Origin of the sequence: Saccharopolyspora mangrovi (genome assembly GCF_035320975.1) — a bacterium.
Classification (GTDB): Bacteria; Actinomycetota; Actinomycetes; order Mycobacteriales; family Pseudonocardiaceae; genus Saccharopolyspora; species Saccharopolyspora mangrovi.
The window spans coordinates 177,313-200,673 of record NZ_JAWLNX010000007.1; the positions used below are offsets into that span (position 1 = coordinate 177,313).

At 67.3% G+C, this 23,361-nt stretch carries 21 protein-coding genes; 11 read left to right on the forward strand and 10 right to left on the reverse strand.

What is annotated here, in order from left to right:
* Positions 1-27: 27 nt before the first annotated feature.
* The 3 genes from R4I43_RS12560 to R4I43_RS12570 all read right to left on the reverse strand — a co-directional run bounded on the left by R4I43_RS12560 (position 28) and on the right by R4I43_RS12570 (position 2,105).
* Positions 28-276 (reverse strand): hypothetical protein, encoded by a 249-nt coding sequence (locus R4I43_RS12560; protein ID WP_324265769.1) that lies wholly within the window; start codon positions 274-276, stop codon positions 28-30.
* Positions 277-490: 214 nt separating this feature from the next.
* Positions 491-1,270, reverse strand: coding sequence for a hypothetical protein (locus tag R4I43_RS12565; protein WP_324265770.1), 780 nt, complete (start codon positions 1,268-1,270; stop codon positions 491-493).
* A gap of 232 nt (positions 1,271-1,502) precedes the next feature.
* Positions 1,503-2,105: a TetR/AcrR family transcriptional regulator gene (locus tag R4I43_RS12570; RefSeq protein ID WP_324265771.1), complete on the reverse strand. Its 603-nt coding sequence runs from the start codon at positions 2,103-2,105 to the stop codon at positions 1,503-1,505.
* 83 nt (positions 2,106-2,188) lie between these two features.
* Here R4I43_RS12570 and R4I43_RS12575 point away from each other — a divergent pair, with 83 nt between their 5' ends.
* A complete protein-coding gene (locus tag R4I43_RS12575; RefSeq protein ID WP_324265772.1) occupies positions 2,189-3,676 on the forward strand; it encodes a flavin-containing monooxygenase in 1,488 nt (495 codons plus the stop codon).
* A 108-nt stretch (positions 3,677-3,784) separates the two neighbouring features.
* Positions 3,785-4,480, forward strand: a complete 696-nt coding sequence (locus R4I43_RS12580; RefSeq protein ID WP_324265773.1) for a DUF6319 family protein — start codon at positions 3,785-3,787, stop codon at positions 4,478-4,480.
* 272 nt (positions 4,481-4,752) lie between these two features.
* On the opposite strand, the gene R4I43_RS12585 is transcribed toward R4I43_RS12580, so the two are convergent.
* Positions 4,753-5,997, reverse strand: coding sequence for a M14 family zinc carboxypeptidase (locus R4I43_RS12585; RefSeq protein WP_407691234.1), 1,245 nt, complete (start codon positions 5,995-5,997; stop codon positions 4,753-4,755).
* A 144-nt stretch (positions 5,998-6,141) separates the two neighbouring features.
* On the opposite strand from R4I43_RS12585, the gene R4I43_RS12590 reads away from it, so the two are divergent.
* A complete protein-coding gene (locus tag R4I43_RS12590; RefSeq protein ID WP_324265775.1) occupies positions 6,142-7,275 on the forward strand; it encodes an MFS transporter in 1,134 nt (377 codons plus the stop codon).
* Between the two features lie 182 nt (positions 7,276-7,457).
* Positions 7,458-7,880 carry a hypothetical protein gene (locus R4I43_RS12595; RefSeq protein ID WP_324265776.1) on the forward strand — a complete coding sequence of 141 codons (423 nt, stop codon included), beginning with the start codon at positions 7,458-7,460 and terminating at the stop codon, positions 7,878-7,880.
* Here the strand turns inward: R4I43_RS12595 and R4I43_RS12600 are convergent.
* Positions 7,877-8,254: a hypothetical protein gene (locus R4I43_RS12600; RefSeq protein ID WP_324265777.1), complete on the reverse strand. Its 378-nt coding sequence runs from the start codon at positions 8,252-8,254 to the stop codon at positions 7,877-7,879. The two genes, R4I43_RS12595 and R4I43_RS12600, sit on opposite strands and share 4 nt — an antisense overlap.
* A gap of 313 nt (positions 8,255-8,567) precedes the next feature.
* Here R4I43_RS12600 and R4I43_RS12605 point away from each other — a divergent pair, with 313 nt between their 5' ends.
* From R4I43_RS12605 to R4I43_RS12625, 5 genes are all read left to right on the forward strand, one after another.
* Positions 8,568-10,670: a transglycosylase domain-containing protein gene (locus tag R4I43_RS12605; protein ID WP_324265888.1), complete on the forward strand. Its 2,103-nt coding sequence runs from the start codon at positions 8,568-8,570 to the stop codon at positions 10,668-10,670.
* A gap of 114 nt (positions 10,671-10,784) precedes the next feature.
* Positions 10,785-11,744: a CPBP family intramembrane glutamic endopeptidase gene (locus tag R4I43_RS12610; protein WP_324265778.1), complete on the forward strand. Its 960-nt coding sequence runs from the start codon at positions 10,785-10,787 to the stop codon at positions 11,742-11,744.
* A gap of 89 nt (positions 11,745-11,833) precedes the next feature.
* The gene (locus R4I43_RS12615) at positions 11,834-13,201 is read left to right on the forward strand and encodes a serine hydrolase domain-containing protein (protein ID WP_324265779.1); all 1,368 of its coding nucleotides are present in this window, start codon (positions 11,834-11,836) and stop codon (positions 13,199-13,201) included.
* A gap of 106 nt (positions 13,202-13,307) precedes the next feature.
* Positions 13,308-13,742, forward strand: a complete 435-nt coding sequence (gene arfB, locus R4I43_RS12620; RefSeq protein WP_324265780.1) for an alternative ribosome rescue aminoacyl-tRNA hydrolase ArfB — start codon at positions 13,308-13,310, stop codon at positions 13,740-13,742.
* A 62-nt stretch (positions 13,743-13,804) separates the two neighbouring features.
* On the forward strand, positions 13,805-14,752 hold the full coding sequence (locus R4I43_RS12625) for a patatin-like phospholipase family protein (RefSeq protein WP_324265781.1): 948 nt from the start codon (positions 13,805-13,807) through the stop codon (positions 14,750-14,752).
* On the opposite strand, the gene R4I43_RS12630 is transcribed toward R4I43_RS12625, so the two are convergent.
* The 5 genes from R4I43_RS12630 to R4I43_RS12650 form a co-directional block, all read right to left on the reverse strand.
* A complete protein-coding gene (locus tag R4I43_RS12630) occupies positions 14,727-15,464 on the reverse strand; it encodes a hypothetical protein (protein ID WP_324265782.1) in 738 nt (245 codons plus the stop codon). The genes R4I43_RS12625 and R4I43_RS12630 overlap by 26 nt on opposite strands.
* Before the next feature lie 168 nt (positions 15,465-15,632).
* Entirely contained in the window at positions 15,633-16,265 is a 633-nt protein-coding gene (locus R4I43_RS12635) for a GTP-binding protein (protein WP_324265783.1), read from the reverse strand.
* A 62-nt stretch (positions 16,266-16,327) separates the two neighbouring features.
* Positions 16,328-16,708, reverse strand: a complete 381-nt coding sequence (locus R4I43_RS12640; RefSeq protein ID WP_324265784.1) for a DUF742 domain-containing protein — start codon at positions 16,706-16,708, stop codon at positions 16,328-16,330.
* Positions 16,709-17,009: 301 nt separating this feature from the next.
* Positions 17,010-17,450: a roadblock/LC7 domain-containing protein gene (locus R4I43_RS12645; RefSeq protein WP_324265889.1), complete on the reverse strand. Its 441-nt coding sequence runs from the start codon at positions 17,448-17,450 to the stop codon at positions 17,010-17,012.
* Positions 17,451-17,482: 32 nt separating this feature from the next.
* The gene (locus tag R4I43_RS12650) at positions 17,483-20,413 is read right to left on the reverse strand and encodes a sensor histidine kinase (RefSeq protein ID WP_324265785.1); all 2,931 of its coding nucleotides are present in this window, start codon (positions 20,411-20,413) and stop codon (positions 17,483-17,485) included.
* Positions 20,414-21,245: 832 nt separating this feature from the next.
* Between R4I43_RS12650 and R4I43_RS12655 the strand changes: the two genes are divergently transcribed.
* Together R4I43_RS12655 and R4I43_RS12660 are read left to right on the forward strand one after the other, a co-directional pair.
* On the forward strand, positions 21,246-21,665 hold the full coding sequence (locus R4I43_RS12655) for a DUF485 domain-containing protein (RefSeq protein ID WP_324265786.1): 420 nt from the start codon (positions 21,246-21,248) through the stop codon (positions 21,663-21,665).
* Positions 21,665-23,227 (forward strand): solute symporter family protein, encoded by a 1,563-nt coding sequence (locus R4I43_RS12660; protein ID WP_324265787.1) that lies wholly within the window; start codon positions 21,665-21,667, stop codon positions 23,225-23,227. The genes R4I43_RS12655 and R4I43_RS12660 overlap by 1 nt, the downstream gene beginning before the upstream one ends.
* Positions 23,228-23,361: the final 134 nt, after the last annotated feature.

A 23,361-nucleotide genomic window follows, 5' to 3' on the forward strand; every position in this document is an offset into this window, starting at 1 on the left:
CGGCGCCTTGTTGCTCGCTCAGCGAGTTCAGCCCTCGGGGTGGTCCACAACCGGGGCGTTGACGCACTTCGGGGTCTGCGGCGACAGAACCGGGACAACCGCGCCGAGGACGGCAACGTTGTCTCCGCACAGCTGCACCGGAACGGCGCTGATGTTGTTGTCGTTCGCCCCGTTGACGCCCTCGTTGTCCGCGCTGTCGGCGAACGCCGGGCCGGCCAGGGCCAGCATGGCGGTGGCGGCGCCGGCGACGCCGGCGATACGTGCAGCGGTACGCACTGTCGTTCTCCTTATGGATGACTGTTCTTCAGGGGGTTAACCCTTGCGGCGCAGGGAATTTCTGCGCTTCTCCTGCGTCGCGCGGCAGAGTCTGCGACATGGCGCGCGTCCAAGTCGAACTCAGAAGGGCGTTTTCAGAGGAATACCCTCGATGGAGTGATCCGATTCGAACATTCCACTGTGGATTCTCTGTTGCGCGAACGCCCTCGCGCGGTCAGTTCTGCGGCAGAACACCGCTGATCTGCTTGAGCGGGGCGTCCGCGACTCCGCTCACGGCCTTGTCGGCCTCGGACAGCACCGGGGCCTTCTCCGCTGCGGGCAGGACGTCGCTGGGCTTGGCCAGCGTCAGCGGCTCACCCGAGGTCTGCAGCGGGTTGTCGTTCAGCGTCGGGGCGACCAGCGCCACCGGGTTGCTGACCGGCTCGGACTCGTAGCCCTGGGCGGCGGTCAGCGCGACCGCGGTGTCCACCGCGGAGAAGCCCTGGTGGTTCGGCTTGCGCGGGCCGACCTCGGTGTCCAGCAGCGCCGCGTCGGGCGTGTGCTCGTAGACGACGCCGAGGTGGCCCGGGGTCGCCGAGCCGCTGACGGTCGGCCGGGTCTTGGTCATCTTCGAAACCCGGGTGGTCTCGGCGAAGACGTGCCCGAGAACGCGGTTCGGCTTGCCGGGGGCGAGCACCGGGCGGCCGTCCTGCAGCTCACCGGCGACACCGTGCCCGGTCTTGGTGATGTCCGCGCCGACCTTCTTGATGACGTTCGGCGAGCTCACGTTCAGCTGCGTGTCGGCGCACGGCGCCTTGGTCGGGCTGAACGACGGGCCTTCCTGCATCTGGCAGGCGTTGGCCGGGATCCCGGCGGTGATCTCGTCCGGAACGGACGACAGATCGGGCTTGTGGATGTCGGTGGTTCCCGCCGCGTTCGCGGCACCGGTGCCGACAGTGGCGAGGCCTGCGGCCATGACGGCCGCCTTGACTGTGCGCGTGGTCCAGGAGCGCAAGGTTGGATCTCCTCGGGTCAGAAGTGTTGGCACGGCTGACTCGACATCGGAGACGCGGTTGAGGATCTTGAGTCGTGATCGACTGATGCAGTCCGAACGAGTGAATTCGGTGCGCGGCTGCGGGGCAGGCTTTGGCAGGAAGGCTCCCATGCGCGGACCCTGCGCCGTCCGACGGGCGGCGGAATGACAGGAAGGTTCCCACGCACCGGTCGGCGCGGTGGGACCCTGCTGCTCAGAAGCCCAGGCCGGGGGCGAACAACGCGATCATGTGCTCGGTGGCCTTCTCCGCGGTGACCTCGGGGCGGTGTTCCCGCCAGAGCGCCAGGCGCTCGCTCGCGCCGATGATCGACTCCGCGTAGGCCTCGGCCTGCTCGTCGTCGAGGTCCTCGCGGACCTTGCGCAGCAGATCGGCGGTGAAGTCCCGCTGCTGGATGCGGATGGCCTCGAGTTCGGTGTTGACCGTGGCGTTGGGGATGGAGAACTCGTTGCGCAGCAGCGCCCAGGCCTGCTGGTGCTCATCCCCGAAGCGGAAGAACGCGAGCAGGCAGTCGTAGAGCAGCTGCTCGGTGCTGGCGGCGTGCGCGGCGGCGTGGCTGGTGGCTTCCAGCAGCTCGCTCTTGGAGCGCCGCAGGCAGGCCAGCAGCAGTCCTTCCTTGGAGCCGAAGTACTCGTAGAGCATCGGCTTGGACAGGCCCACCTGACCTGCGATGTCGTCCATCGAGCTCGTTTGGTAGCCGTCGTTGGCGAACACGCGCTCGGCGACTTCCAGGATCTGCGCCTCGCGCTCGGCCCGGGACATCCGCTTGCGGCCGCCGATGGCAGGAGAGCTCGTCACAAATCAACCCTACCGCAAGTAACCTACTCGTAGTAGCCTACTGCGGAGTAGATAGCGTGCCGGTGTCCGAGGGAGGGGCTCTGATGGTGCAGAGGCAGTCGCCTGGCCAGCGTCGATACGAGACTTCGGTGGTCATCGTCGGAACCGGTTTCTCCGGTCTCGGCATGGCGATCAAGCTCAAGCAGGCCGGCATCGATGACTTCATCGTGCTGGAGAAGTCCTCCGACCTCGGCGGGACCTGGCGGGACAACACCTACCCGGGCTGCGCCTGCGACGTTCCCTCGCTGATGTACTCGTTCTCGTTCGAGCAGAACCCGAACTGGTCGCGGCTGTTCGCCGAGCAGGGCGAGATCAACGAGTACCTGAGCCACTGCGCCGACAAGTACGGGGTTCGCGACCACGTGCACCACGGGGTGGAGTTCACCGGTGCCGAGTACGACGAGCAGGCCAAGACCTGGCTGGTCACCACCGGTGACGGCACCGAGTACGTCGGCCGGGCGCTGGTCTCGGGCGTCGGCGCCCTGCACATCCCCAGCTATCCCGAGCTGCCGGGCGTGCAGGACTTCGAGGGCGAGATCTTCCACTCGGCGGAGTGGAACCACGACTACGACCTGAGGGGGAAGCGCGTCGCGGTCGTGGGCACCGGCGCCAGCGCCATCCAGTTCGTGCCGCGGGTCGCCGAGCAGGCCGAGAAGCTGCACCTGTTCCAGCGCACGCCCCCGTGGATCCAGCCCAAGCCGGACCGGGCGATCCCCGAGTCGGTCAAGAAGCTGTTCCGCAACGTCCCGCTCACGCAGCGCGCCGCGCGCGTGGCGATGTACTGGATCCTCGAGGGCCGCTACTTCGCGGTGTTCAACAAGAACCTGGGCAAAGCCGCCGAATGGCTGTCCAAGCGCTACATCCGCAAGACGTTCTCCGATCCGAAGCTGCGCGAGGCCGTCACGCCGGACTACTCGATGGGCTGCAAGCGCATCCTGCTCTCCAGCGACTACTACCCGGCGCTCAACCGGTCCAACGTGGACGTCGACACCAGCGGTGTCGCCGAGGTGCGGAAGAACTCCGTGGTGACCGGCGACGGTCAGGAGCACGAGGTCGACGCCATCATCTACGGCACCGGTTTCCACGTCACCGATGCCTACGACCACCTCGCCATCGTCGGACGTGAGGGGCGCAAGCTCCAGGACACCTGGCGCGACGGCGCCGAGACCTACCTCGGCATCACCGTTTCCGGGTTCCCCAACCTGTTCTTCCTGCTCGGCCCGAACACCGGGCTCGGCCACAACTCGGTCGTGTTCATGATCGAGTCGCAGCTGAACTACGTGCTCGACTGCATTCGCCGGATCCACGAGGGCGAGATCGGGCAGGTCGACGTCCGCCAGCCCGTGCAGGACGCGTTCAACCGCGAGATCCAGGAGGAGCTGGGCGGAGAGGTGTGGTCGGTCGGTGGGTGCCGGAGCTGGTACCTCGACGAGAACGGCGTGAACCGCACGCTGTGGCCCGGTTTCACCTGGAAGTACTGGATGCGCACGAGGAAGGTGGACTTCGCCGACTACGAGGTCTCCGCCCGCTGAGGTGATCCGATCGCCGAACCCCGTTGAAGCTTCGCACGAGCGTTCGATATAGTGCTCGGGTCACTGTCGAGCAGCCCCGATCGGGGCGCACCCTAGCTAGGGGCGGCGATGTCACCGCTGTCGTCCGATGAACTGCGCGCAATCCGCGAGGAACTCAGCGCTGGAACCACACCGACGGTGTGGTTCACCAGCTCCGCCGTCGGTGTCCAAGAAGGGCGCTCCGGCAAGGTGATCGCGCTCGGCGAACCGGCCGAAGGGGACTTCATCCAAGTCCGCCCGGCCGGTTCGAAGGACGTCCTGTCCTTCTCGACCGCAGAGATCACCCAGGTCAAACCACCCCGCAAGAAGTCCACGCCGGAGCCGGCCAAGCCCGCCGCGAAAACCCAGGCGAGCAAGCCCAGCCAGGACACCGCGCCGAAACCGGCCGAGAAACCGGCGTCGAAACCAGCTGAGCAGCCGGGCAAGCCGCGAACCCACACCGCGGCCAAGCCCGCCGACACCGCTGCGGCGCGCCGCAAGCCGCGGCAGACCAAGCAGCAGATCGGCGGCGCCGTCGTCACGCTCACCGCTGATCAAGACGGTCAGTGGAGCGTTGAAGTCGCCAGCACCAAGCGCAAGCTGGTCAAACCGACGCAGGTGCCGGCCAACGCCGTCGCCCAAGCGGCCAAGCTGCTGCACGACGACGTGGCCGCGGCCGTCGAGCCGCTGATCGAAGCCGCCCGCGAACAGCACCGGGCCCGCGTCGAAGAGCTCCGGGCCGAACTCGAAGCGGCCCAAGCGGCACTGGAAGAACTCGACGAGTGAGCGGTTGGTGTTGCGCCCCGCGGGGGGACCCCCCCCCCCACCGCAGAGGCCCACCGCCCCCCCGGCGCGCCCCATGCGCCCCTGCACTAACTCGCCGTGTGCGCGGTTGGTGTTCCGCCACGCGGCGGAACACCAACCCCCTCCGAAGATCACCACGGCCCCGCGTCCGCTCGTCGTGCCCGTGCGGAGCATGGGAACCTTCCTGTCATTCCACCTGATCGAGGCCGGTGCTGAGGCGATCGGCACGCCCCGGCGGCACCGGGTGAACGAGGTCAGTCCTCGACGTCGGTGGTCCGGCTCAGCGTCCGCTCCCCGCGGTCGGTGGGTGGGATCTGGTCGTACGAGGCCGGGTCGAGCTGCGTCACCTCTCCGCTCGCGATCGAGGACAGGATCCCGTCCAGTCCGATATAGACGGTCTTGGTGAGCATCTCCCGGTGCTGCTCGCCCAAGGTCTGGGTCTGACCGCGCACCTCGAACAGCACAGCTCCGCTGCCGTTGAGCTGGAAAGCCCCGAGCCCCGTACCCGGCAGGTTGATGTCCTGCGGGTACAACGTGATGTTGCCGAAGTCGGGGCGCTGCTCGGCCGCGCTCTGCAAGGCGTTGTAGGCAGCCACGTTGAGCTGCTTGGAGTACTCCGGCCGGTAGGTGCCGGCGAAATCGGCGAACGCCGAGCCTTCGGGCGTTCGCGGATCGGCGACGAACTTGCCGGACAGGCTCATGGTCACGAACCGATCAGTGCCGGGAACCGTGTAGCAGGCCCCCTGGTGGTGGAGGTCGACGTAGGTGTCGACCGACCCGAACTCAGCGCGGAGCCCCTTGTAGACGTCCCGGACAGTCTGGGTTTCCGGGCTGATGAACCACCCGGGCCGATCGCTGCTGCCCGGGAAGTCCTGCGGCTGCGGCTGGTACTCCAGATCCGGGTGGTAGTCGCGGTTGACGTCGAAACCCGGGCGCTGCGAGTAGTCGTCGCCCTGCCGCTGTCCGGTGATGTAGTTCCACGGTGGCGGGGAGGCGGCCAGCTGCGGGAACTGCGACTGCGCTTCCTGCCACGTCATGTCGTTGCCGCGCCTGTCCAGCGACGCCGCATCCGGGTTGATCTTCGGCATCGCCACGACCGTCAGCTGATCGCGGACCCGCTGCGCCGCGGTCGAATCGGAGGTGCCCAAGTAGTCGAGGACGTCGAGCAGCGCGTCAGGGCCGGTCTTCTCGTTGCCGTGGATCTCAGCCGTGATGAACACGACCTTGGGGCCGGTGCCGACCCGGGCGAGCATCATGCCGCGCCCCCGGTTGGAGCTGCCCACCTCCTCGACCGACACGCGACCGGTGCTGACCCGCTCGATGCGGTCGAGCTCCACCAGCAGCTCGTCGTAGCTGGTGAACTCGCTCACCGGGTTCTCCCGCGGTTCCTCGCTGCACGGAGGTGGTGCGGCCGCCGTTCGCGGCGCCGCAGCGGTCGATGGGACGAATGCGGCTCCCACGACGACGCTCGCCAGCGCCAGGGCTCGTAATCGGTGCATTACCAGACTCCTTGCCGTAGCCGAAACGCGCCTCAGACAAACCGCTCGACACGAAACGCACAATCGGCCAAGAGGGCACAACTCGGATATCGCGCGAAGGCGCCCGAATGGACATGACGTGGTTCCGCGGCCTATCAAGGGCAGGTGCGAACACCCGTCTCTTCCGGATCACCGACACCGCTGCAGCAGCGATCGTTCCGCTTCCTGCTGATCGCGACGGTCGGCGGCTTCTCCGGGTACGCGCTGCTGCTGCCCGTGGTGCCGCTGTGGGCGGTCGCAGGAGGAGCCGGTGAGGTCGCCGCCGGAGCGACCAACGCGGTGTTCATGCTGGTCACGGTGCTCACCCAGGTGTTGATGCCGTGGCTGCTCAAACGCGTCGACTGCCGCGCCCTGTTCGCGCTCGGCACCTTGCTGATCGGCGCTCCCACGCCGCTGTTCGCGCTCTCCACCGACATGTGGGTGCTGCTCGGGGTTTCAGCCTTGCGCGGGGTCGGCTTCGGGATCCTGACGGTCACCGGATCGGCGCTGACCGCAGAACTGGTGCCGATCGCCCAGCGAGGCCGAGCGGCCGCCTACTACGGCCTGGCCATCGGCCTGCCGAACGTCGCACTCCTGCCCGCAGGCGTGTGGTTGAGCAGCCGAATCGGGTTCGGCCCGCTGTTCTGGGCCGCCGGTGCGGTGCCCATGCTGGCCGCCCTGACCGCGCTGGGCGTGGAGCGGGTGCGCCTCAAGGACCCGAAACGAGCGGCACCGGCCAGCACGGCCACCTTGCTGCCGTCCTGGACGATCATGGCCGTCAACACGGCCGCCGCCGGTGGGCTGACCGCCTTCCTCCCGCTGGCCGTCGACTCCTCGGTCGCACCGGCCGCGCTGCTGATCTTCGCCGCCGCGACGATGCTCGGCCGCTGGCTGGCAGGCCACCTGGGGGACCGGTTCGGGCAGCGCGGAGTGCTCGCGCCATCGGCCCTGCTGGGCGGGCTCGGAGTGCTGCTGCTGGCGCTGGCGGCGTGGACCGCGGACCCGGTGGCGCTGGCGGGCGCGGCGGTGTTCGGCGCCGGATTCGGGGCGGTGCAGAACACCACCTTGATCCTCATGCTCGAACGCGTCGACTCGGCGACGGCCAGCACCGCCTGGAACATCGCCTACGACGGCGGCCACGGGCTCGGCGCGATCGGCTTCGGCGTGCTCATCGCCTCCACCGGGTACCCCACAACTTTCGCGATCACCGGCGCACTGCTGCTGGCCTGCCGCGTCCTGGCCGCCCGCCGGTGGGCGTGAGCATGGGAACCTTCCTGTCACTCGCACGCGAGCGCGCCAGATGAAGGGCCTCATCGGCCTGTGCATTCGGCCACAAGGGGGCGTCCGGCGTGGCAGGCGCGGGAGTTACGGACCGTGGCCGGTGGCCGGGCCGACAGGTGCCGGGCCGCCACCGGGTGTCCCGAGCGCCTAGAATCGGACGCGTGTTGCGCAGCCTGTTGACCCCACGTTGGCTGCTTCTGCATGTCCTGTTCCTCGTGGCCACGATCGCCACCGGTTTCCTCGCCGTGTGGCAGTGGGACCGCGCGCACGACGCGGGTGGCAGCTTCCAGAACCTCGGCTACGCGCTGCAGTGGCCGCTGTTCGGCGCCTTCACGATCTTCCTCTGGATCAAGCTGATCCGCATGGACTTCGCGCAGCAGCGCGGCGAGGACGAACCGGGTAGCAGTTCCGAGGCAGCGGCCGAGGAGAACCAACCGGCGACAGCGCCCGAAGAAGCAGAACAGCGCCGGACGCGGCCCCTCGTGCCGCCCCCGGCGCCGCCCGTCAACGCCGATGAAGATCCGGAGCTCGCCGAGTACAACAGGTACCTGGCCGGGCTCAACGAGTCGGATTCAGCGCGCTAGTTGAAGGTGATCCCGCCGTTGATCTCGCGGGTCTGCACCAGGTTCGTGACCTGGCCCTTGTTGATGTTGACCACGTTGTCCGAAGCCGTGATCTCGTTGTGCACGGCGGCACCCTCGTGGCGCAGCTGTTCGGCGAACTCCGCGTCCTCCGCGCACACCTCGCCCAGACGCTGGGCCAACGCGGTGATCTGAGCGGGGCCCGCGTCGTCGCGCTCCGCGGCCTCCAACGCGGCCTGCGTGTCGGGGTCGTGCTTCGACCTGCGGTGAAGCAATTCGCGGACCTTCACCAACGACATCGTCCCCGCAGCCCCCAGGGCGGTGGCGGCCTGCCCGCCCAGGGCGGTGGCCAACGAATCCAGGAACGGGTCGGTCATGTGTCCTCCGCGAGCAAGGGAACCGTTCTGTCACGAAGTGTAGTTATGTGATCCCTGGACGTGTCGGTTTCGAGTCGAGTTCAGTTGTTCGGTAGCACGCAGGCGGCACGGCCGGGTGTGATATCAACGAACTGGTTGACGGCAAAGAGAAATGATGCCGATTGCTTCCGCGCAGCGGAAGCCGGTGGTTCTTCCTGACCGCTGGGATCGGTGGGCGGGGGCGTGCGCAGGCACCGCGTCCCGCGGTCGGTGGCCGGATCTTGCGGACACTTTGGTGATAGGGGCTGGCGTGCGCAGCGGCGTGCTGTTGAAGATGTTCGGACTGTGCGTCCTTGCCGGCGTACTCGTGGCGGCTTTACTGCTGCCCGTTGCGACCGGGGCTGGGGCGATGGTCAACCAGACCACCCAAGCCATGTCGAAAATGTCGACTTCGCTCGCGAAACGGGAAATGCCGCAGGTGTCGACCGTCACCGACCGCAACGGCAAACCCATCGCCTACTTCTTCAAGGACTACCGGGTCGAAACTCGGCCCGAGCAGATCGCCGACACCATGAAGGCCGCCATCACCGCGGTCGAGGACAAGCGGTACTGGCATCACGGCGGCGTGGACTGGCACGGCACGATCCGCGCGCTCGCCACCAACATCGGCAGTGGCGAGACCGCGCAGGGCGCTTCCACGATCACCCAGCAGTACGTGAAGAACTACCTGGTGCACGTCGCGGCCACCAACGAGCTCGAGGCCGAGCAGGCCAAGGAGACCACGGTCGCGCGGAAGCTCCGCGAAGCCAAGATCGCCGTCGAGCTCGAACGCACCATGTCCAAGGAAGAGATCCTCACCGGCTATCTCAACGTGGTGCCCTTCGGCAACCAGACCTTCGGCGTCGGCGCGGCCGCCCAGACCTACTTCGGCACGACGCCCGACAAGCTGACGATCGCCCAGTCCGCACTGCTGGCCGCGGTGGTCAACCAGCCGGGATCGCTGAACCCCAACAGCAACCCGCAGGACGCGCTGGCGCGACGCAACCTGGTCATCGACCTGATGGCCGACAGCAACAACGACATCCGCATCACCAAGGAAGACGCCGAGATCGCCAAGCAGGAGCCCTTGGGGGTGCTCTCCCCGCTGGGACGTCCGCCGAACGGCTGCGTCGGCATCGGTGACGGCACCACCGACGGCTTCTTCTGCACCTACGTCCGCGACTACCTCGAGCGCTACGGGATCGACACCGACAAGTTGAAGGTCGGCGGCTACACGATCCGCACGACTCTGGACCGCAACGCCTCCGACTCGGCGAAGCAGGCCGCGCAGAAGCAGGTCCCGACCCAGACCGAGGGAATCGCCAACGCGATGTCGGTCGTCGAACCGGGCAAGGACAAGCACAAGGTCCGCGCCCTGGTCGCCAACCGCGACTTCGGCAACGACCCCAGCAAGGGGCAGACGGCCTACGACATCGTCAGCCGAGTGCAGCCGTTCGGCGCAGGGTCGATCTACAAGATCTTCACCGCTGGCGCCGCGATCGAGCGCGGGATGAGCATCTACGACACGATCGACGTCCCCGCCAGCTACACCTCGCGCGTCTACAAGAACGGTCTCGCGCCCTACACCGTGCACAACGCCGACGGCGTCAGGCCGGGGCCGCGGACGCTGCAGATGGCGTTGGCGACCTCGCCGAACACCGGCTTCGTCGCACTGCTGGAACGCGCCGGTCTGAACAACGCCGTCGACATGGCCGCCAAGCTCGGCATGCGCAAGAGCATCAACGGCGTCAACTCGCTGGGCTCGACCCTCAAGGACGACGGTTCCAACGGGCCTTCGCTGGGCGACTCGATCAAGCGCCACAACAACGGCTCCTTCACCCTCGGCTTCACGCCGACCAGCGTGCTGGAGCTGTCCAACGTCGCGGCCACGATCATGAGCGACGGCGTCTACTGCCCGCCGACGCCGATCGAAGAGGTCAAGGACCGCTACGGCAACCCCGTACAGCTCGACGAGCCCGCGTGCGAGCAGGCGGTGGCGCCAGCAGTGGCCACTGCCCTCGCCCAAGGCCTGAGCAAGGACGACACCGAGGGAACCTCCCGGGCGGCTGCCCAAGCCGTCCAGTGGAACCGCCCGATGATCGGCAAGACCGGTACCACCCAGGAGCACAAGTCGGCGGCATTCCTGGCCGCGACCCCGCAGATGGCGGGCGCTGTGCTGACCTACTCCGACGGCAAGCGGCCGGAAGGCATCTGCGACGGTGGCGGTGACTCGCCGCCCTTCCTGTGCGGTGGCGGCGGCAACATCTACGGCGGCAAGGTGCCGGCGCGCACCTGGTTCGACGCGATGGTGAAGATCCACAACGGGCTGCCGACGGTACCGCTCCCGGGCACCCCGGCACCGCCCGCATCGCCACCGCCCGGCGGCCCGACGCCGTAAGCGGATGTGAGCATGGGAGCCTTCCTGTCATTTCGGATGACAGGAAGGCTCCCTTTTTTCGCTTCCCCAGGTTGTGCTCAGCGATAACTCAGAAAACGTTGGCAAAATGCCAGCGTGGTTTCCGAGCGTGATCGAGTGGATGTTCGCGGCACCGTCTGGTTCGTGGTCCTCGCCTACCTGCCCGCCTGGTTGTTGAGCGCGCCGCTCTGGCTGACGGGCGAGGGACTCTCGTGGAAATGGGCGCCGGTCTCGCTCACGCTCATGATGTTCACGCCCGCGGTCGCGGCGCTGGTGGTCAACAAGTGGATCAGCCCCGCCCCGCAGCCTCAGCGGGCTCTGGGACTCACCAATCCAGGCGGAATTCGGAAGTGGTGGCACTACGCCCTGCTGGGCTTCGCCGGACCGCTGCTGGCGATGCTGCTCGCTCTCGTCGTCGGTTACCTGCTCGGTGTCTACGAAGCGGACTGGACCGGGTTCTCGGGACTCGTGGAGCAGACCGGGACCACTGTCGTCGGCGAGCAGGACCAAGCATCGCCCACGACGCTCGCGCTGACCCACATCGCCCAGGTCTTCCTGCTCGGTTGGGTTCACTCGCTGCCCGCGCTCGGTGAGGAACTCGGTTGGCGCGGATACCTGACCAAGGCGCTGCTGCCCCTCGGGCAGCCCGGTGCGTTCCTGACCTCCGGTGTCCTGTGGGGGCTGTGGCACGCGCCGATCTTGCTCCTCGGGTACAACTACCCGACGGTGCCGGTCGTGGTGTCGTTCCTGATGATGGGCTGCTTCTGCGTGCTGGTGGGAACGTTGCTGAGCTGGCTGCGACTGGCATCGGACAGCGTGTGGCCCGCTGCGATCGCGCACGGCTTCCTCAACTCGGCGGGCGCGTTGGCGTTGATCTTCAGCCAGGCCGGGCACCCCGTAGACAACGCTGTCGTCGGGCTGCTGGGGTGGAGCGGCTGGATCGTCCTGGCGCTGCTCATCCTCGTGCTCATCATGATCGGAAAGCTGCCCGTGCGATTCCCCGAGGTGAAACAGGGGATCAGCAAGGGTGTCGAGCGGCGCAGCCGCAAGGCGTGAGCGGAGCAGGGGAACCTTCCTTCCACTTTGGTCGAACGGACCGCGGAGAACGTGCGTGCGCACGCCCTTTGGCGTGACAGCATTGAGGCATGGTGACGAGTCTGCTGCCCTCCACCCAGCGCGTGCTGCTGCGACGCCTGGCCGTGGAACAGAGTGAAAACCGCGTTCCGTCCCTGATCGCCGGCCTGGTGCGCGACGGAGAGACGATCTGGGTCGGCTCGCGAGGCCAGGTAAACGGGGCCCACGCCACGACGGACACCCAGTACCGGGTTGGTTCGATCACGAAGACGTTCGTGGGTGTGCTGGTGATGCGGCTGCGTGATGAAGGCCGCCTCGACCTCGCCGACAAGCTCGACGAACACCTGCCCGGCACATCGCTGGGCAACCGCAGCATCGGCGAGATCCTCAGCCAGTGCAGCGGGCTGACCGCTGAACCCGCCGGGCAGTGGTGGGAACGCACACCTGGCGGAACACCTGAGGAACTGCTCGCCACCATCGACGACAGCGCGCTCCGCCCCACCCCGCGACACCAGTTCCACTACTCGAACGTCGGTTTCGGGATCCTGGGAGAACTGGTCGCGAGGCTTCGCGGTGCCGCGTGGCACGAGGTGATGGACCGCGAGATCTTGCGCCCGCTCGACATGCGCCGCACCACCCTGAGCCCGGTCGCACCGCACGCCGAGGGCTTGGCCGTGCACCCGTGGGCGGACGTCGTGCTGCCGGAGCCCGCCGAGGACGCGGGAGCGATGGCACCCGCAGGACAGCTGTGGTCCACCTTCGACGACATGACCCGGTGGGCACGATTCGTCATGGGCGACACCGGGGAAGTGCTGCATCCGGACACGGTCGCGGAGATGCGCGTGCCCGGTTCGGTCGATGACGGGCCCGAGTGGCGTTCCGGCTACGGGCTCGGCTTCCAGCTGCTGCGGCACAACGGTCGACGCCTGGCCGGTCACAGCGGCTCGATGCCGGGGTTCCTGGCGAGCGTCTGGACCGACCCGGTCGAGGCCGAAGCGGTGATCTTCATGGCCAACACCACGGCCGGTGTCACCGGTGCGCTGGGCACGGACCTGCTCGACGCGCTGGCCGAGCACGAACCGCGCATCCCGGAGCCCTGGACACCGCGCCCGGACGTGGACATGAGCCTGCTCGAGCTGACAGGTGAGTGGTACTGGGGGCCGTCCCCGCACGTGCTGCGGATCCTCAGCGACGGGCTGCTCGATCTCCGGCTCGGGCACGGGCGCCGAGGCAGGGCGTCTCGCTTCCACCCCAACGGCGACGGCACCTGGACCGGTCTGGACGGCTACTACGCGGGCGAGATCCTGCGCATCGGCCGAGACGCCGACGGCAAGCCCAACCACCTCAACCTGAACACCTTCATCTTCACTCGCACCCCGTACGCCGCCGATGCCCCCGTCCCCGGTGGTGTCGCCGGCTGGCGGCCCGCGGGCAGCTGACGCGCAGCTTGGGACCCTTTCTGCCATCCACGGCACGGAGAGGGCCCCAAGCCTGCCTGGGAAGGTGCCGCTGTGATCAGCGGAAGGCGTGCGGCATGCTGGGCGCATGGCCGACGACCTGCCCATCACCAGTGCCTGGAGCATTCCGCCCGCGGAGCTTTCCGAGCGCTTCTCCAGGTCGTCCGGGCCAGGTGGTCAAGGAGTCAACACCACTGACTCGCGCGTGGAGCTCTCCTTCGACCTGGCGCGCTCGCCGTCGATTCCCGAGGTGCTGCGCGCTCGTGCGCTCGAACGGCTCGGAAACCGCCTCGCAGACGGCGTGCTCACGATCACCGCCTCCGAGAACCGCGCGCAGCTGGCCAATCGCCAGATAGCTCGGGAACGCCTCGCCGCTGTGCTGGCCGCCGCCGTGGCACCGCCGGCCGCGAAGCGTCGCCCCACCAAACCGACCAAGGGCTCGCAACGGCGACGTCTGGCGGGCAAGAAGCGACGCGCCGAGGTCAAGCGCCAGCGCAGGCGTGGTGATCCCGGCGACGCCTGAGCTGCGAATACCGCGTTCCTCGCTACTCTTGCGCAAAGGTGAACGCAGGAGGGAACGAGCTGATGCGCACAGCATGGGTCCTGCCCGGTGGCTCCACCTTCGGGGCCATTCAAGCCGGTCTGGCAACGGCACTGTTCGAGTCCGGCATCGAACCGGACCTCGTCGTGGGCACCTCCGCGGGCTCGCTGAACGCGGCGTGGGTCGCCGGCGATCCGACCGTGCGCGGTGTCGAGAAGCTGCGTGAGCTGTGGAAGTCGATGCGGCGGGCTGACGTGTTCCCGATCGAGCCGACCAGGATCCTCGCGGGCAAGCTCGGGCTGTCCAACCACATCATGGGCAACCACGGGCTGGCTCGCTGGCTGCACGAAACCCTGCCCTTCCGCAGGCTGGAGCAGGCCGCGATCCCCGTGACCGTGACCGCGACCGACCTCGACACCGGTGAAGCCGTCTACTTCGAAGACGGCCCGGCTCTGCCTCCGCTGGTGGCGTCTTGTTCGATTCCCGGGATGTTCCCCCCTGTGGAACTCGGTGGTCGATGGCTGGTCGATGGGGGTCCTGCGGCGTTCATGCCGATCAGTCGCGCCGTCGAGCAGGGTGCGCAACGCGTGTTCGTGCTGCCCTGCGGCGGTACCGAGCCGTTCGAGTTCAAGCCGGATCGGCGTCGCACGATCGGATCGATCGCGACCTGGCCGCCGCCGAAGACACCGCCGCGCTCGGTCAGCGGGGTCAACGGGGCCGCTCTGGGCGCAGCGATGGTTTCAGCAGCCCGCCTGGACATGCAGGTCAACGCCCCACGCTGCGAGCTGTACGTGGTACCGGCCCCCTCCATCGTCGGGCTTTCGCCCTACTCGTTCGCGCACTCCGGAGCCTTGATCGACACCGCCTGGCGGGTCGCGAGGAGTTGGCTCCCCACAGCCACGCCTGTACCCGCAGGCCGGGCCGTGGACATCGCCGGAAAGCCGGTCGACGACCACCGGGCCGGCATCACGGACTCGGCACCAGTGCCTTGAGGACGGCGCGACCGAACATCCAGAACGGACGTCGGCGCCGACTGGTCCGCCGGACGGCAGGTGGCGGCTTCGCGGGATCGGGAAGTGGCAATACCCACCGGAAATCGCGCGGCGGTGAGAGCTCCGACCTGTGGGCGCGCAGCGTCGCGCGCGGAATCGCCGTGCCCCGGCGGCTTCCGCGCTCCATCTCCTCCAGTAGCTCCTCGAACCGGCACAGGTTCTCCGCCTGGACAGCCTCGAACAGGATCCGCCGGGTCAGCTCCGCCGACAGGAAAGTGCGGGAACCGTCCATCACCGCTCGCACCGGAGGCGCGACCGGGATGCCGTCGATGAGAACAGGTTTCGGCAGGCGGGTGGTGCGCTCGACCCTCGTTCCCGCGTAGCTCTGGATCTTCTGGCGGTGCGGGATGAGCACGTGGACGTCAGCCGATTCGGGAGGGGACTTCAACCCGTGCAGCCGTGCAGCGTGCAGGCCGGTGAGCATCGCGTCCGGCCCGGCGCGCAACAGCGCAGCGTCGATGCGGTCCCGCACCGTCACCGGGCCGGGCGCGACGAGCACGATCCCGGGCGCCAGACGGGTCCACGGACCATCGGCGCGAGCCCAGCGATAAGCCTTGGACTGGCTGATCCCGAGCTGGGCGAGTTCGGAGACCCGGTAGACGCGGCGGTCGAGGTTCAAAGCGGCCGCTCTGGCGGCGATCGTGTTGCGCATGCGTAGAACTATCCGCATGCGCGGCATGAAATCGGGGAACCAGTCAAGGAAGGTGCGTGTGTCGGCATCCCCTGAACGGGTGGAGATCCGGTTGCCGGGTGGGTATGGGAGCTCTTCTCCCGGCAACACCGCCGTGAAGTGCTTCGATACCCACCGAGCGAGTCCCGGTCAGCGAGTGGCAGAAAGGTTCCCCTGCTCCTCCGGATGCCTCTGCATCCACCACTGCATCGCGTATTCGACGAGCCGGATCAGGGATTGCTTGGTGGACTCCCGGTTTCGGGCATCGCAGGTGACGATCGGCACGTCGTCGGGGATCGCCATCGCTTCCCGGACCTCCTGCACGCGGTGGTGCAGGTTCCCGTCGAAGCAGTTGAGCCCGACGATGTAGGGCAGCTTCCGGTCCTCGAAGAAGTCGATGGCCGAGAAGCAGTCGGCCAACCGTCGCGTGTCGACCAGCACCACCGCGCCGATCGCGCCGCGCACCAGGTCGTCCCACATGAACCAGAAACGGTGCTGCCCGGGAGTGCCGAACAGGTAGAGGATCAGGTCCGAGTCGAGCGACAGCCGGCCGAAGTCCATGGCGACGGTCGTCGTCTGCTTGTTGGGGGTGGCGTGCAGGTCATCGATGCCCTGGCTCGCCTCGGTCATGACCGCTTCGGTGGTCAGTGGCACGATTTCCGACACTGAACCGACGAATGTGGTTTTGCCGGCGCCGAACCCACCCGCGACGACGATCTTCGCCGATGTGGTGGTCTGTGACCTGCGGGGGGAGTCAGGTCGGGCTTGCGTATCAGGATTCATGTCTGCCCACTTCAGTCATCAAGTCAAAGCTGGGTTTCTGCGTTTCAGCAAGTTTGGGGGAGTCAGAGTCGGCGGAGTCCGCTCAGGACGCGCTCCATCAACAGGAAGTGCGACGAGCTGCTGTTGTCGCTCACGGTTTCGTGCACGGTGATCAGCCCCAGATCCGCCATGTCACCGAGCAGCACCTTGGCCACGCCGAGCGGCACTCCGAGCATCGCGCCCACTTCGGCGACCGACCGGGGATGCAGGCAGATCTCGGAGATCGAGTGGTGCTCGGCGCGCCGCAACCGTTCCGGCGTGCAGAACTCGCTCGCCGAAACCAGCGTTTCCAGCTCGAGGTGGTGGTTGGACCTCGTCCGCCCACCGGTCCACGCGTACGGACGGATGGAGGTGGACATCGCTTCACCGTTCGGCGAGGTGTCCGCTGCCATCCCGTACTCCATCTCGTACTCCATCGCGTGCGCCAGATCTGGCCCGGCGTGGCCCTCGGCGGCAGGCCACGGGGGTTCGGGAGTGGATGCGCCGGAGGCGGACGAACTTGCTCGAGAAGTGCGTTCGCCTGCGGTCGGCTCGGTCTTTCCCTGCGGTCCGGGGTCCTTCTGCGCACGTTTCCGGCGCCACCCGCGGCGACCACTGTCCAGGGTGAACCGGTTGAAAACCCCCGCTACGCTGTCGCTTTCCGGCGAGTCGGGGGTACGCCACCGGTGTTGCCCAGTCGGGTCCGGACCTTCGCTCATCTTCGCCTCACACCGACTGTCCGGTCATCACTCGGCTCGTTCCCTGGAGTTGCGAGCGCAGTTCCGGCGTCAGGATCTGGCCGACGCGCTCGACCAGAAGGGTCATCTCGTAGGCGATCAAACCCATGTCGCACTGGGGTGCTGCCAGCACAGTCAGGCAGGACCCGTCGCTGATGGCCATCTGCAGCATCAGGCCGCGCTCCATCTCGACGACGGTCTCGGTGACCGCGCCTGCCTCGAAGCAGCGGGCCGCCCCCTGGGTGAGGCTGAGCAGGCCGGACGCGACGGCGGCGAGCTGATCGGCGCGATCGGTGGGCAACTTCGCCGAGGCGGTCAGCAGCAGTCCGTCAGCCGAGACGACAACTGCGTGGGCAACACCGGGAACTCGCTCGGTGAAGTCCGTGACGAGCCAACCGAACTGATTCGGCTGGGAATTGTGGGCGTTCATGGCGCCTCCTTTCCTCCTGACTGATTCGGGGGTCACCGGGTCTCATCCGTTGACGGCTGAGGGTCGCGAAGGCTGTGCTTGCCCTCGCGGACACCGCGTTGGAAGCTGGCCAACCGCCCGCGCATCTCATCGGCGTCGCGCGGCGGTGTGGCAGCCGAATCGGTGGCCAATCCCGATACCAGCTGGGCTCTGGGGGTTCGGCGGGGAAGACCAGAAGGCGTGTACTGCGCGGGCTCACCGCCGGCGGTCTGGTCCGCAGCCTCGGTGCCGGAATCCAGGTTCGGCTTCGCGGGGCCGGATTCCTCCACCGCTGCGCTGCCGGCGTTCGATGCCTGGTTCAACCGGTGGCGGCCACGCTGAACACCCGCTTGGAAGCTCGCCAGCCTGCCTCGTGCCAGGTTGGCGTCACGCGCGGGGCGAGCTTCGTCGGTGTCGACCCGCTCCGCGCTTCCAGCGACCAGGTTCGCCAGCGGAACCCGCTGGGGCAGCCCGGCAGAGGTGAAGTCGGTGGGCTCGGCGGCCGCGACCTCTTCGGCGCGTTGCTTGCCCTCGTCGCTGGCGAAGCTCCAGTCGCGTGGTGCAGAGCCGCTGGTGGACTCGTCGGGGTCTTCGGAGGATGGGACCTCTTGTTCCCGGTCCACAGCTGCGAAGGTCTCGGTGTTCGGGCCATCGGCTTCGTCCGGCCAGAGGAGCTCCGGCTCACCGTCGGCCCGTTCCTGGAACCACGCCGATGAGAGCTCGTCGAGGATGGACTCCGCGGTCTCGGGAACCTCCATCGCGGGAGGCGGTTCTGCGGAGGTCTCCTGGGTGTTGAACAGGTCGTTGTTCGAGCTGTGTTGCGACTCGCCTTCCGAGCCGCGGAACAGGTGGAACCCGTTGTGCGTCGGAGGGTTGCTGATCGCGTCCTGCTCAGCGGCCTCCCAGTCGAACTGCCGAATGAGCGTGTCGTCGTCGTGATCCGGCCGGTAGACACCGTTGGTGCGCGGGGTGGGAAGGGACACGTCGTCGACCAGCAGCTCCGCCCGGAGCGTCATGGACACGCGCACGCCCGTGCCCTCCTGCCCGGGCAGCAGCTCCACCCGGATGCCGTGGCGGCGTGCGAGGCGGCCCACCACGAACAGGCCCATGCGCCGGGAGGTGGACTGCTTGATCTCCTCGTCCGAGATCAGCCGCTGGTTCGCCTCGGCGAGTTCGGCCGGGTTCATCCCGATGCCCGCGTCGTCGATGTCGAGGCGCAGGGATCCGTCCCGGTCCCGGCTCCCCGAGACCACGACCTGGGTTTGCGGAGCGGAGAAGTTCGCCGCGTTGTCGAGCAGTTCGGCCAGCAGCCGCACCAGGTCGCTGGCCATGTAGCCGACGATCTTGGTGTCGGGCAGCTGCTGCATGTTGACCCGCGGGTAGTGCTCGATCTCCGAAACAGCCGCGCGCAGCAGGTCGGCCGGCGTGGTGGGGCGGGTGAAACGTCGCGCCAGGTCCGCGCCGGAGAGCACCATGAGGTTCTCGTTGTTGCGGCGCATCCGGGTCGCGAGGTGGTCCAGCTGGAACAGCGTAGCCAGCTGGTCGGGGTCCTCCTCGTCGCGTTCCAGCTGCTCGAACAGCCGCAGCTGGCGTTCGAGGAGGCTCTGGCTGCGCCGTGACACGTTGATGAACGAGTCGCTGTAGCTGCGGCGCAGTTCCGCCTGTTCGGTGGCCAGGTTGACCGCCTGGGTGTGCACGTCGTCGAACGCGCGGGCAACCTCACCGACTTCGTCGGTGGTGGCCACCGGTACGGGTTCGACTGCCAGGGGCGCGTGGCCGGCTCGGATGTCAGCGACGGCGTTGGGCAGCTGGTGGTGGGCGGTGTCCAGTGCGCTGCGCCGCAGCAGGTCCAGCGATCCGAGGAGGTGCCGGGCCATCACGACCACGATCGCCCCGGCGATCAGCAGTGCGGTGAGCAGGATGACCGATTCGAGACCGGCGAGGTTTCCTGCGGTGTCCTGCAGCGTGAACGCGGTCTCGTGCAGCTGGTGGTCGAGTTGCGCTTGCAGCATGTTGAGCGCTTGAGAGGCGGTGTTCGACTGGCTCTTCCAGGTCGCGGTCGACACCAGGTGCGACGAGACGGTGGAGCGGGTGTTGTTCTGCTCGGCCATCGCCAGCTGCACCGAAGTTTCTCGGGCGGGCACTTCGGGGTTGGCGTAGAGCCGGTCGTACCGGATGCGCTGCTGCGGGTCGGCCGCGGCGCGGAACTCCTTGACGGCCGCTGTGCGCCGGGCTTCGCTGGCGGCGAGGCGGGCGAGGTTGTCGCTGGTGAAGTTGTCGCGGGACAGCCCGGTGAGAACCAGCGCCTGCTGCAGCCGGACCTCTTCGCTGATCTTGGCCAGCTCGTGCACGGTGGTGGCGGTCGCCACTAGTTCGGACGAGGAGATCTGGCTGATCAGCGTCCTGTCCAGCGCGAGCATCATGTCGATGAGCTCGGTGTAGGAGTTGGCGGTGATGCCCGGGTCGACGCGTCCGCCGAGCACGAGCCTGCGGATGGGGTCGAGCTCGGTCGTTTGACGCTCGGTCTCCTGCCGCGCGTAGCGGACGGCGTCGCTGTCGGGAGCGGCGCGAAGCAGGCGCTGGGTGTCGGCCAGGGCCTGGTCGGAATCGGCGAACCGGTTCCTGACGTCGGCTTCGGTCACCTGGCCGCGGACGAGGAATTCCGCGGCCTGGCTGCGTTCCTCCTGCAAGCGGTCCACGGCCGTGCGAACCGCGTTGCCCGCCGAGACGACTCGGTCCATCTGCTCGTAGTTGCTGGCTTCGGTGATCTGCCCGCGAATCTGCAGGACGCCCAGCACGATCGCGAAGATGACCGGGACGAGCACGACGGCGGCGATCTTGACCGGGAGCTTCCAGTTTTGCCACGTGATGATTCGAGATGTGGCGCGCGACCACATGGACGTCCGGGTCGCGTTCGCGGGCGGGTCTTTTACTCCGCTGCTCACGACGCAGTCCTTTCCCGCGCGGTCGAAGCTTTCATCGCCAACTGCGCGTTCGTGTGGTGGGCAGGCCGGCCCGCCTCGGTGTGTGCGCGGCAGGTCATTCGTGGTTGGCGGCGCTGCCTGCGTTTCGGGGTTTTCGCGGGTGGCCGTGCGGTCTTCGACGGCGGTATCCGAAGGCCTGCGATGTCGGGGGTGATCGCGGCGGCATCGAATCAGTTCTTACCGGTCGTCGGCGTGCAGAACACTACCTCACCGGAATGATCTACCAATGATCTTGAATCCGGTCCGCTGACCTGCGCATTCGGTCTGATGGAGATCATCTTCGTGGGTGGCGCTGGCCTCGGCGGGCACATTGGACACTGATCGTGTTCACGTTCCTGGAGTTCGGAAGCGCTTTAGTCACTCGATAGGGAGAATGTGTGCTAACGGGTGATGGTGCGGGCGAAAACGACAGGAAGGTTCCCATCCTCGCCCTGTGTTACCCTCGCCTAATAAGGCTGCTGATCAGCGAAAACCGTCCCGCCTCGGCCCGTTCTGCAGGGGTCTTCGGGGCTGGTGCGCACCCGGTTCGGTAGGGCCTCATGTCGGCTGCAATTACGCCTCGTGATCGTTTGATTCATCAATAGGTGTGGCGTGTCGCTGCCATGGTCCAGGTATGGCCTATTGATCGTTAGACTCCCGGGCTGGTTGGAATCGCAAGTCGTGCGGTCACCGACGCCTGCGGAATTCGAGATCGACGGAGATCGCGAATTGCGGGCGCTGGGATGAAGTTGGGGAACTTTGCGGCATCGGCGGAGTGCACGTCGATGCCTCGTTCGAATGCTTGGAAGGATGCATGCGCAACGCCACCCAACCTCCGCCGCGTTCTCGACAAACCGAAGCGACCTTCGGTGAAATCGACAAATCCGCCAGGCGCACCGATCTCCCGGCGCCAGGCCATGCGGGCCCCGACTTTCCGCACATCGCGCAGAGCGCCGAGTTTCGCGAACTGCGCGGCAAACTGCGCCGGTTCACGTTCCCGATGACCCTCTTGTTCCTCCTCTGGTACGTCGGTTACGTCGTCGCCGCCGCGTACTTCCCCGAATTCATGGCGATCCGCCTGTTCGGCGCCGTCAACATCGGCCTCGTGCTCGGAGTCGGGCAGTTCGTCAGCACCCTGGTCATCACGGCGCTGTACCTGCGATACGCGGCCAACCAGATCGACCCCCGTGCCGCCGACCTCTACCACAGCGCGACGGGGGAGGAGCGGCCGTAATGGACACCAACCCGATTCTCAACATCAGCATCTTCGCGGTGTTCGTGCTGATCACGCTGTTCATCGTCTACCGGGTGAGCAGTGCCGGCTCCACCACCGACTACTTCGCGGCAGGTTCCCAGTTCACCGGTGCGCAGAACGGGATCGCCTTGTCCGGCGACTTCCTGTCCGCCGCTTCGTTCCTGGGCATCGCCGGCGCCATCGCGGTGCACGGCTACGACGGGTTCCTCTACTCGATCGGATTCCTGGTCGGATGGCTGGTGAACCTGCTCCTGGTCGCCGAGCTCCTGCGCAACACGGGCAGGTTCACGATGGGCGACGTGCTCAGCTACCGGATGAACCAGCGTCCGGTGCGGGCAGCCGCGGCCGTGTCGACGATGGTGATCTCCTTCATCTACATGATCGCCCAGATCGCCGGTGCGGGAAGTCTCGTCGCGCTGCTGCTCGACGTGCACAGCGCAGCAGGACAGGCCCTCGTGATCGCCGCCGTCGGCGCCTTGATGATCGTGTACGTGCTCGTGGGTGGGATGAAGGGAACCACCTGGGTGCAGATCATCAAGGCGGTCGCGCTGATGCTGTGCGTCGCCCTCATGACCCTGTTCCTGATGGGCAAGTTCGGCTACAGCATCACCTCGTTGCTGCAGCACGCAGCCGAGAAGAACCCCCTCGGTGAGCGGATCTTCGCGCCGGGAGCCAAGTACGGCGAGGACGGGACCACCAAGCTCGACTTCATCTCGCTGTCGCTGGCACTGGTGCTCGGCGTCGCCGGCCTCCCGCACGTTCTGATGCGCTTCTACACCGTGCCCAACGCGTTGCAGGCACGGCGCTCGGTCGTGTGGGCGACCGTCACCATGTCCGTGTTCTACCTGTGCACGCTGGTGATCGGGTTCGGGGCGGGAGCCGTCAGCGGAACCGGTCCGATCTTGGCCGCGCCCGGCGGTGAGAACTCCGCGGCCCCGCTGCTCGCCTACCGCATCGGCGGGACGGTTCTGCTGGGAGTGGTCGCCGCGGTCGCCTTCGCCACGATCCTCGCCGTGGTGGCCGGCTTGACGCTGACCGCGTCGGCGTCCTTCGCCCACGACGTGTACGCCAACGTCTTCAAGCGCGGCCAGGCCGCCCCGGATTCGGAAATCCGCGTCGCACGACTGACAGCCCTGATCATCGGTGCCACGTCGATCGTCGGCGGAATCCTGGTCAACGGGCAGAACCTGGCGTTCCTGGTGTCCCTGGCGTTCGCCTTCGCGGCTTCGGCGAACCTGTCCACCTTGCTGTTCTCGCTGTACTGGCGCCGGTTCAACACCCGAGGCACCTTGTGGGGCATCTACGGTGGGTTGGCCACCTGCCTGCTCCTGGTGATCTTCTCGCCGGTGGTCTCAGGGGCCCCGTCGTCGATCCTGCCCGGCATCGACTTCGCCTGGTTCCCGCTGAACAACCCGGGTCTGGGGTCGATTCCGGCGTCGTTCCTGTTCGGCTACGTCGGCACCCTGCTCGGCGAGCGGGAGGACGACGACCGCTCCGACGAGATGGAGGTCCGATCGCTGACCGGTATCGGCGCCTCCTGATCGGCTGAACAGTGGATGGGAACCTTCCTGCTACTTCCCCGGCAGGAAGGTTCCCTCGTTTCCATCGCCGTGCCCGGTTTCGGCCGCGAAGTCTGATCGCTGACCGCGATGCACGTAAGGATGACGTGAGGAAG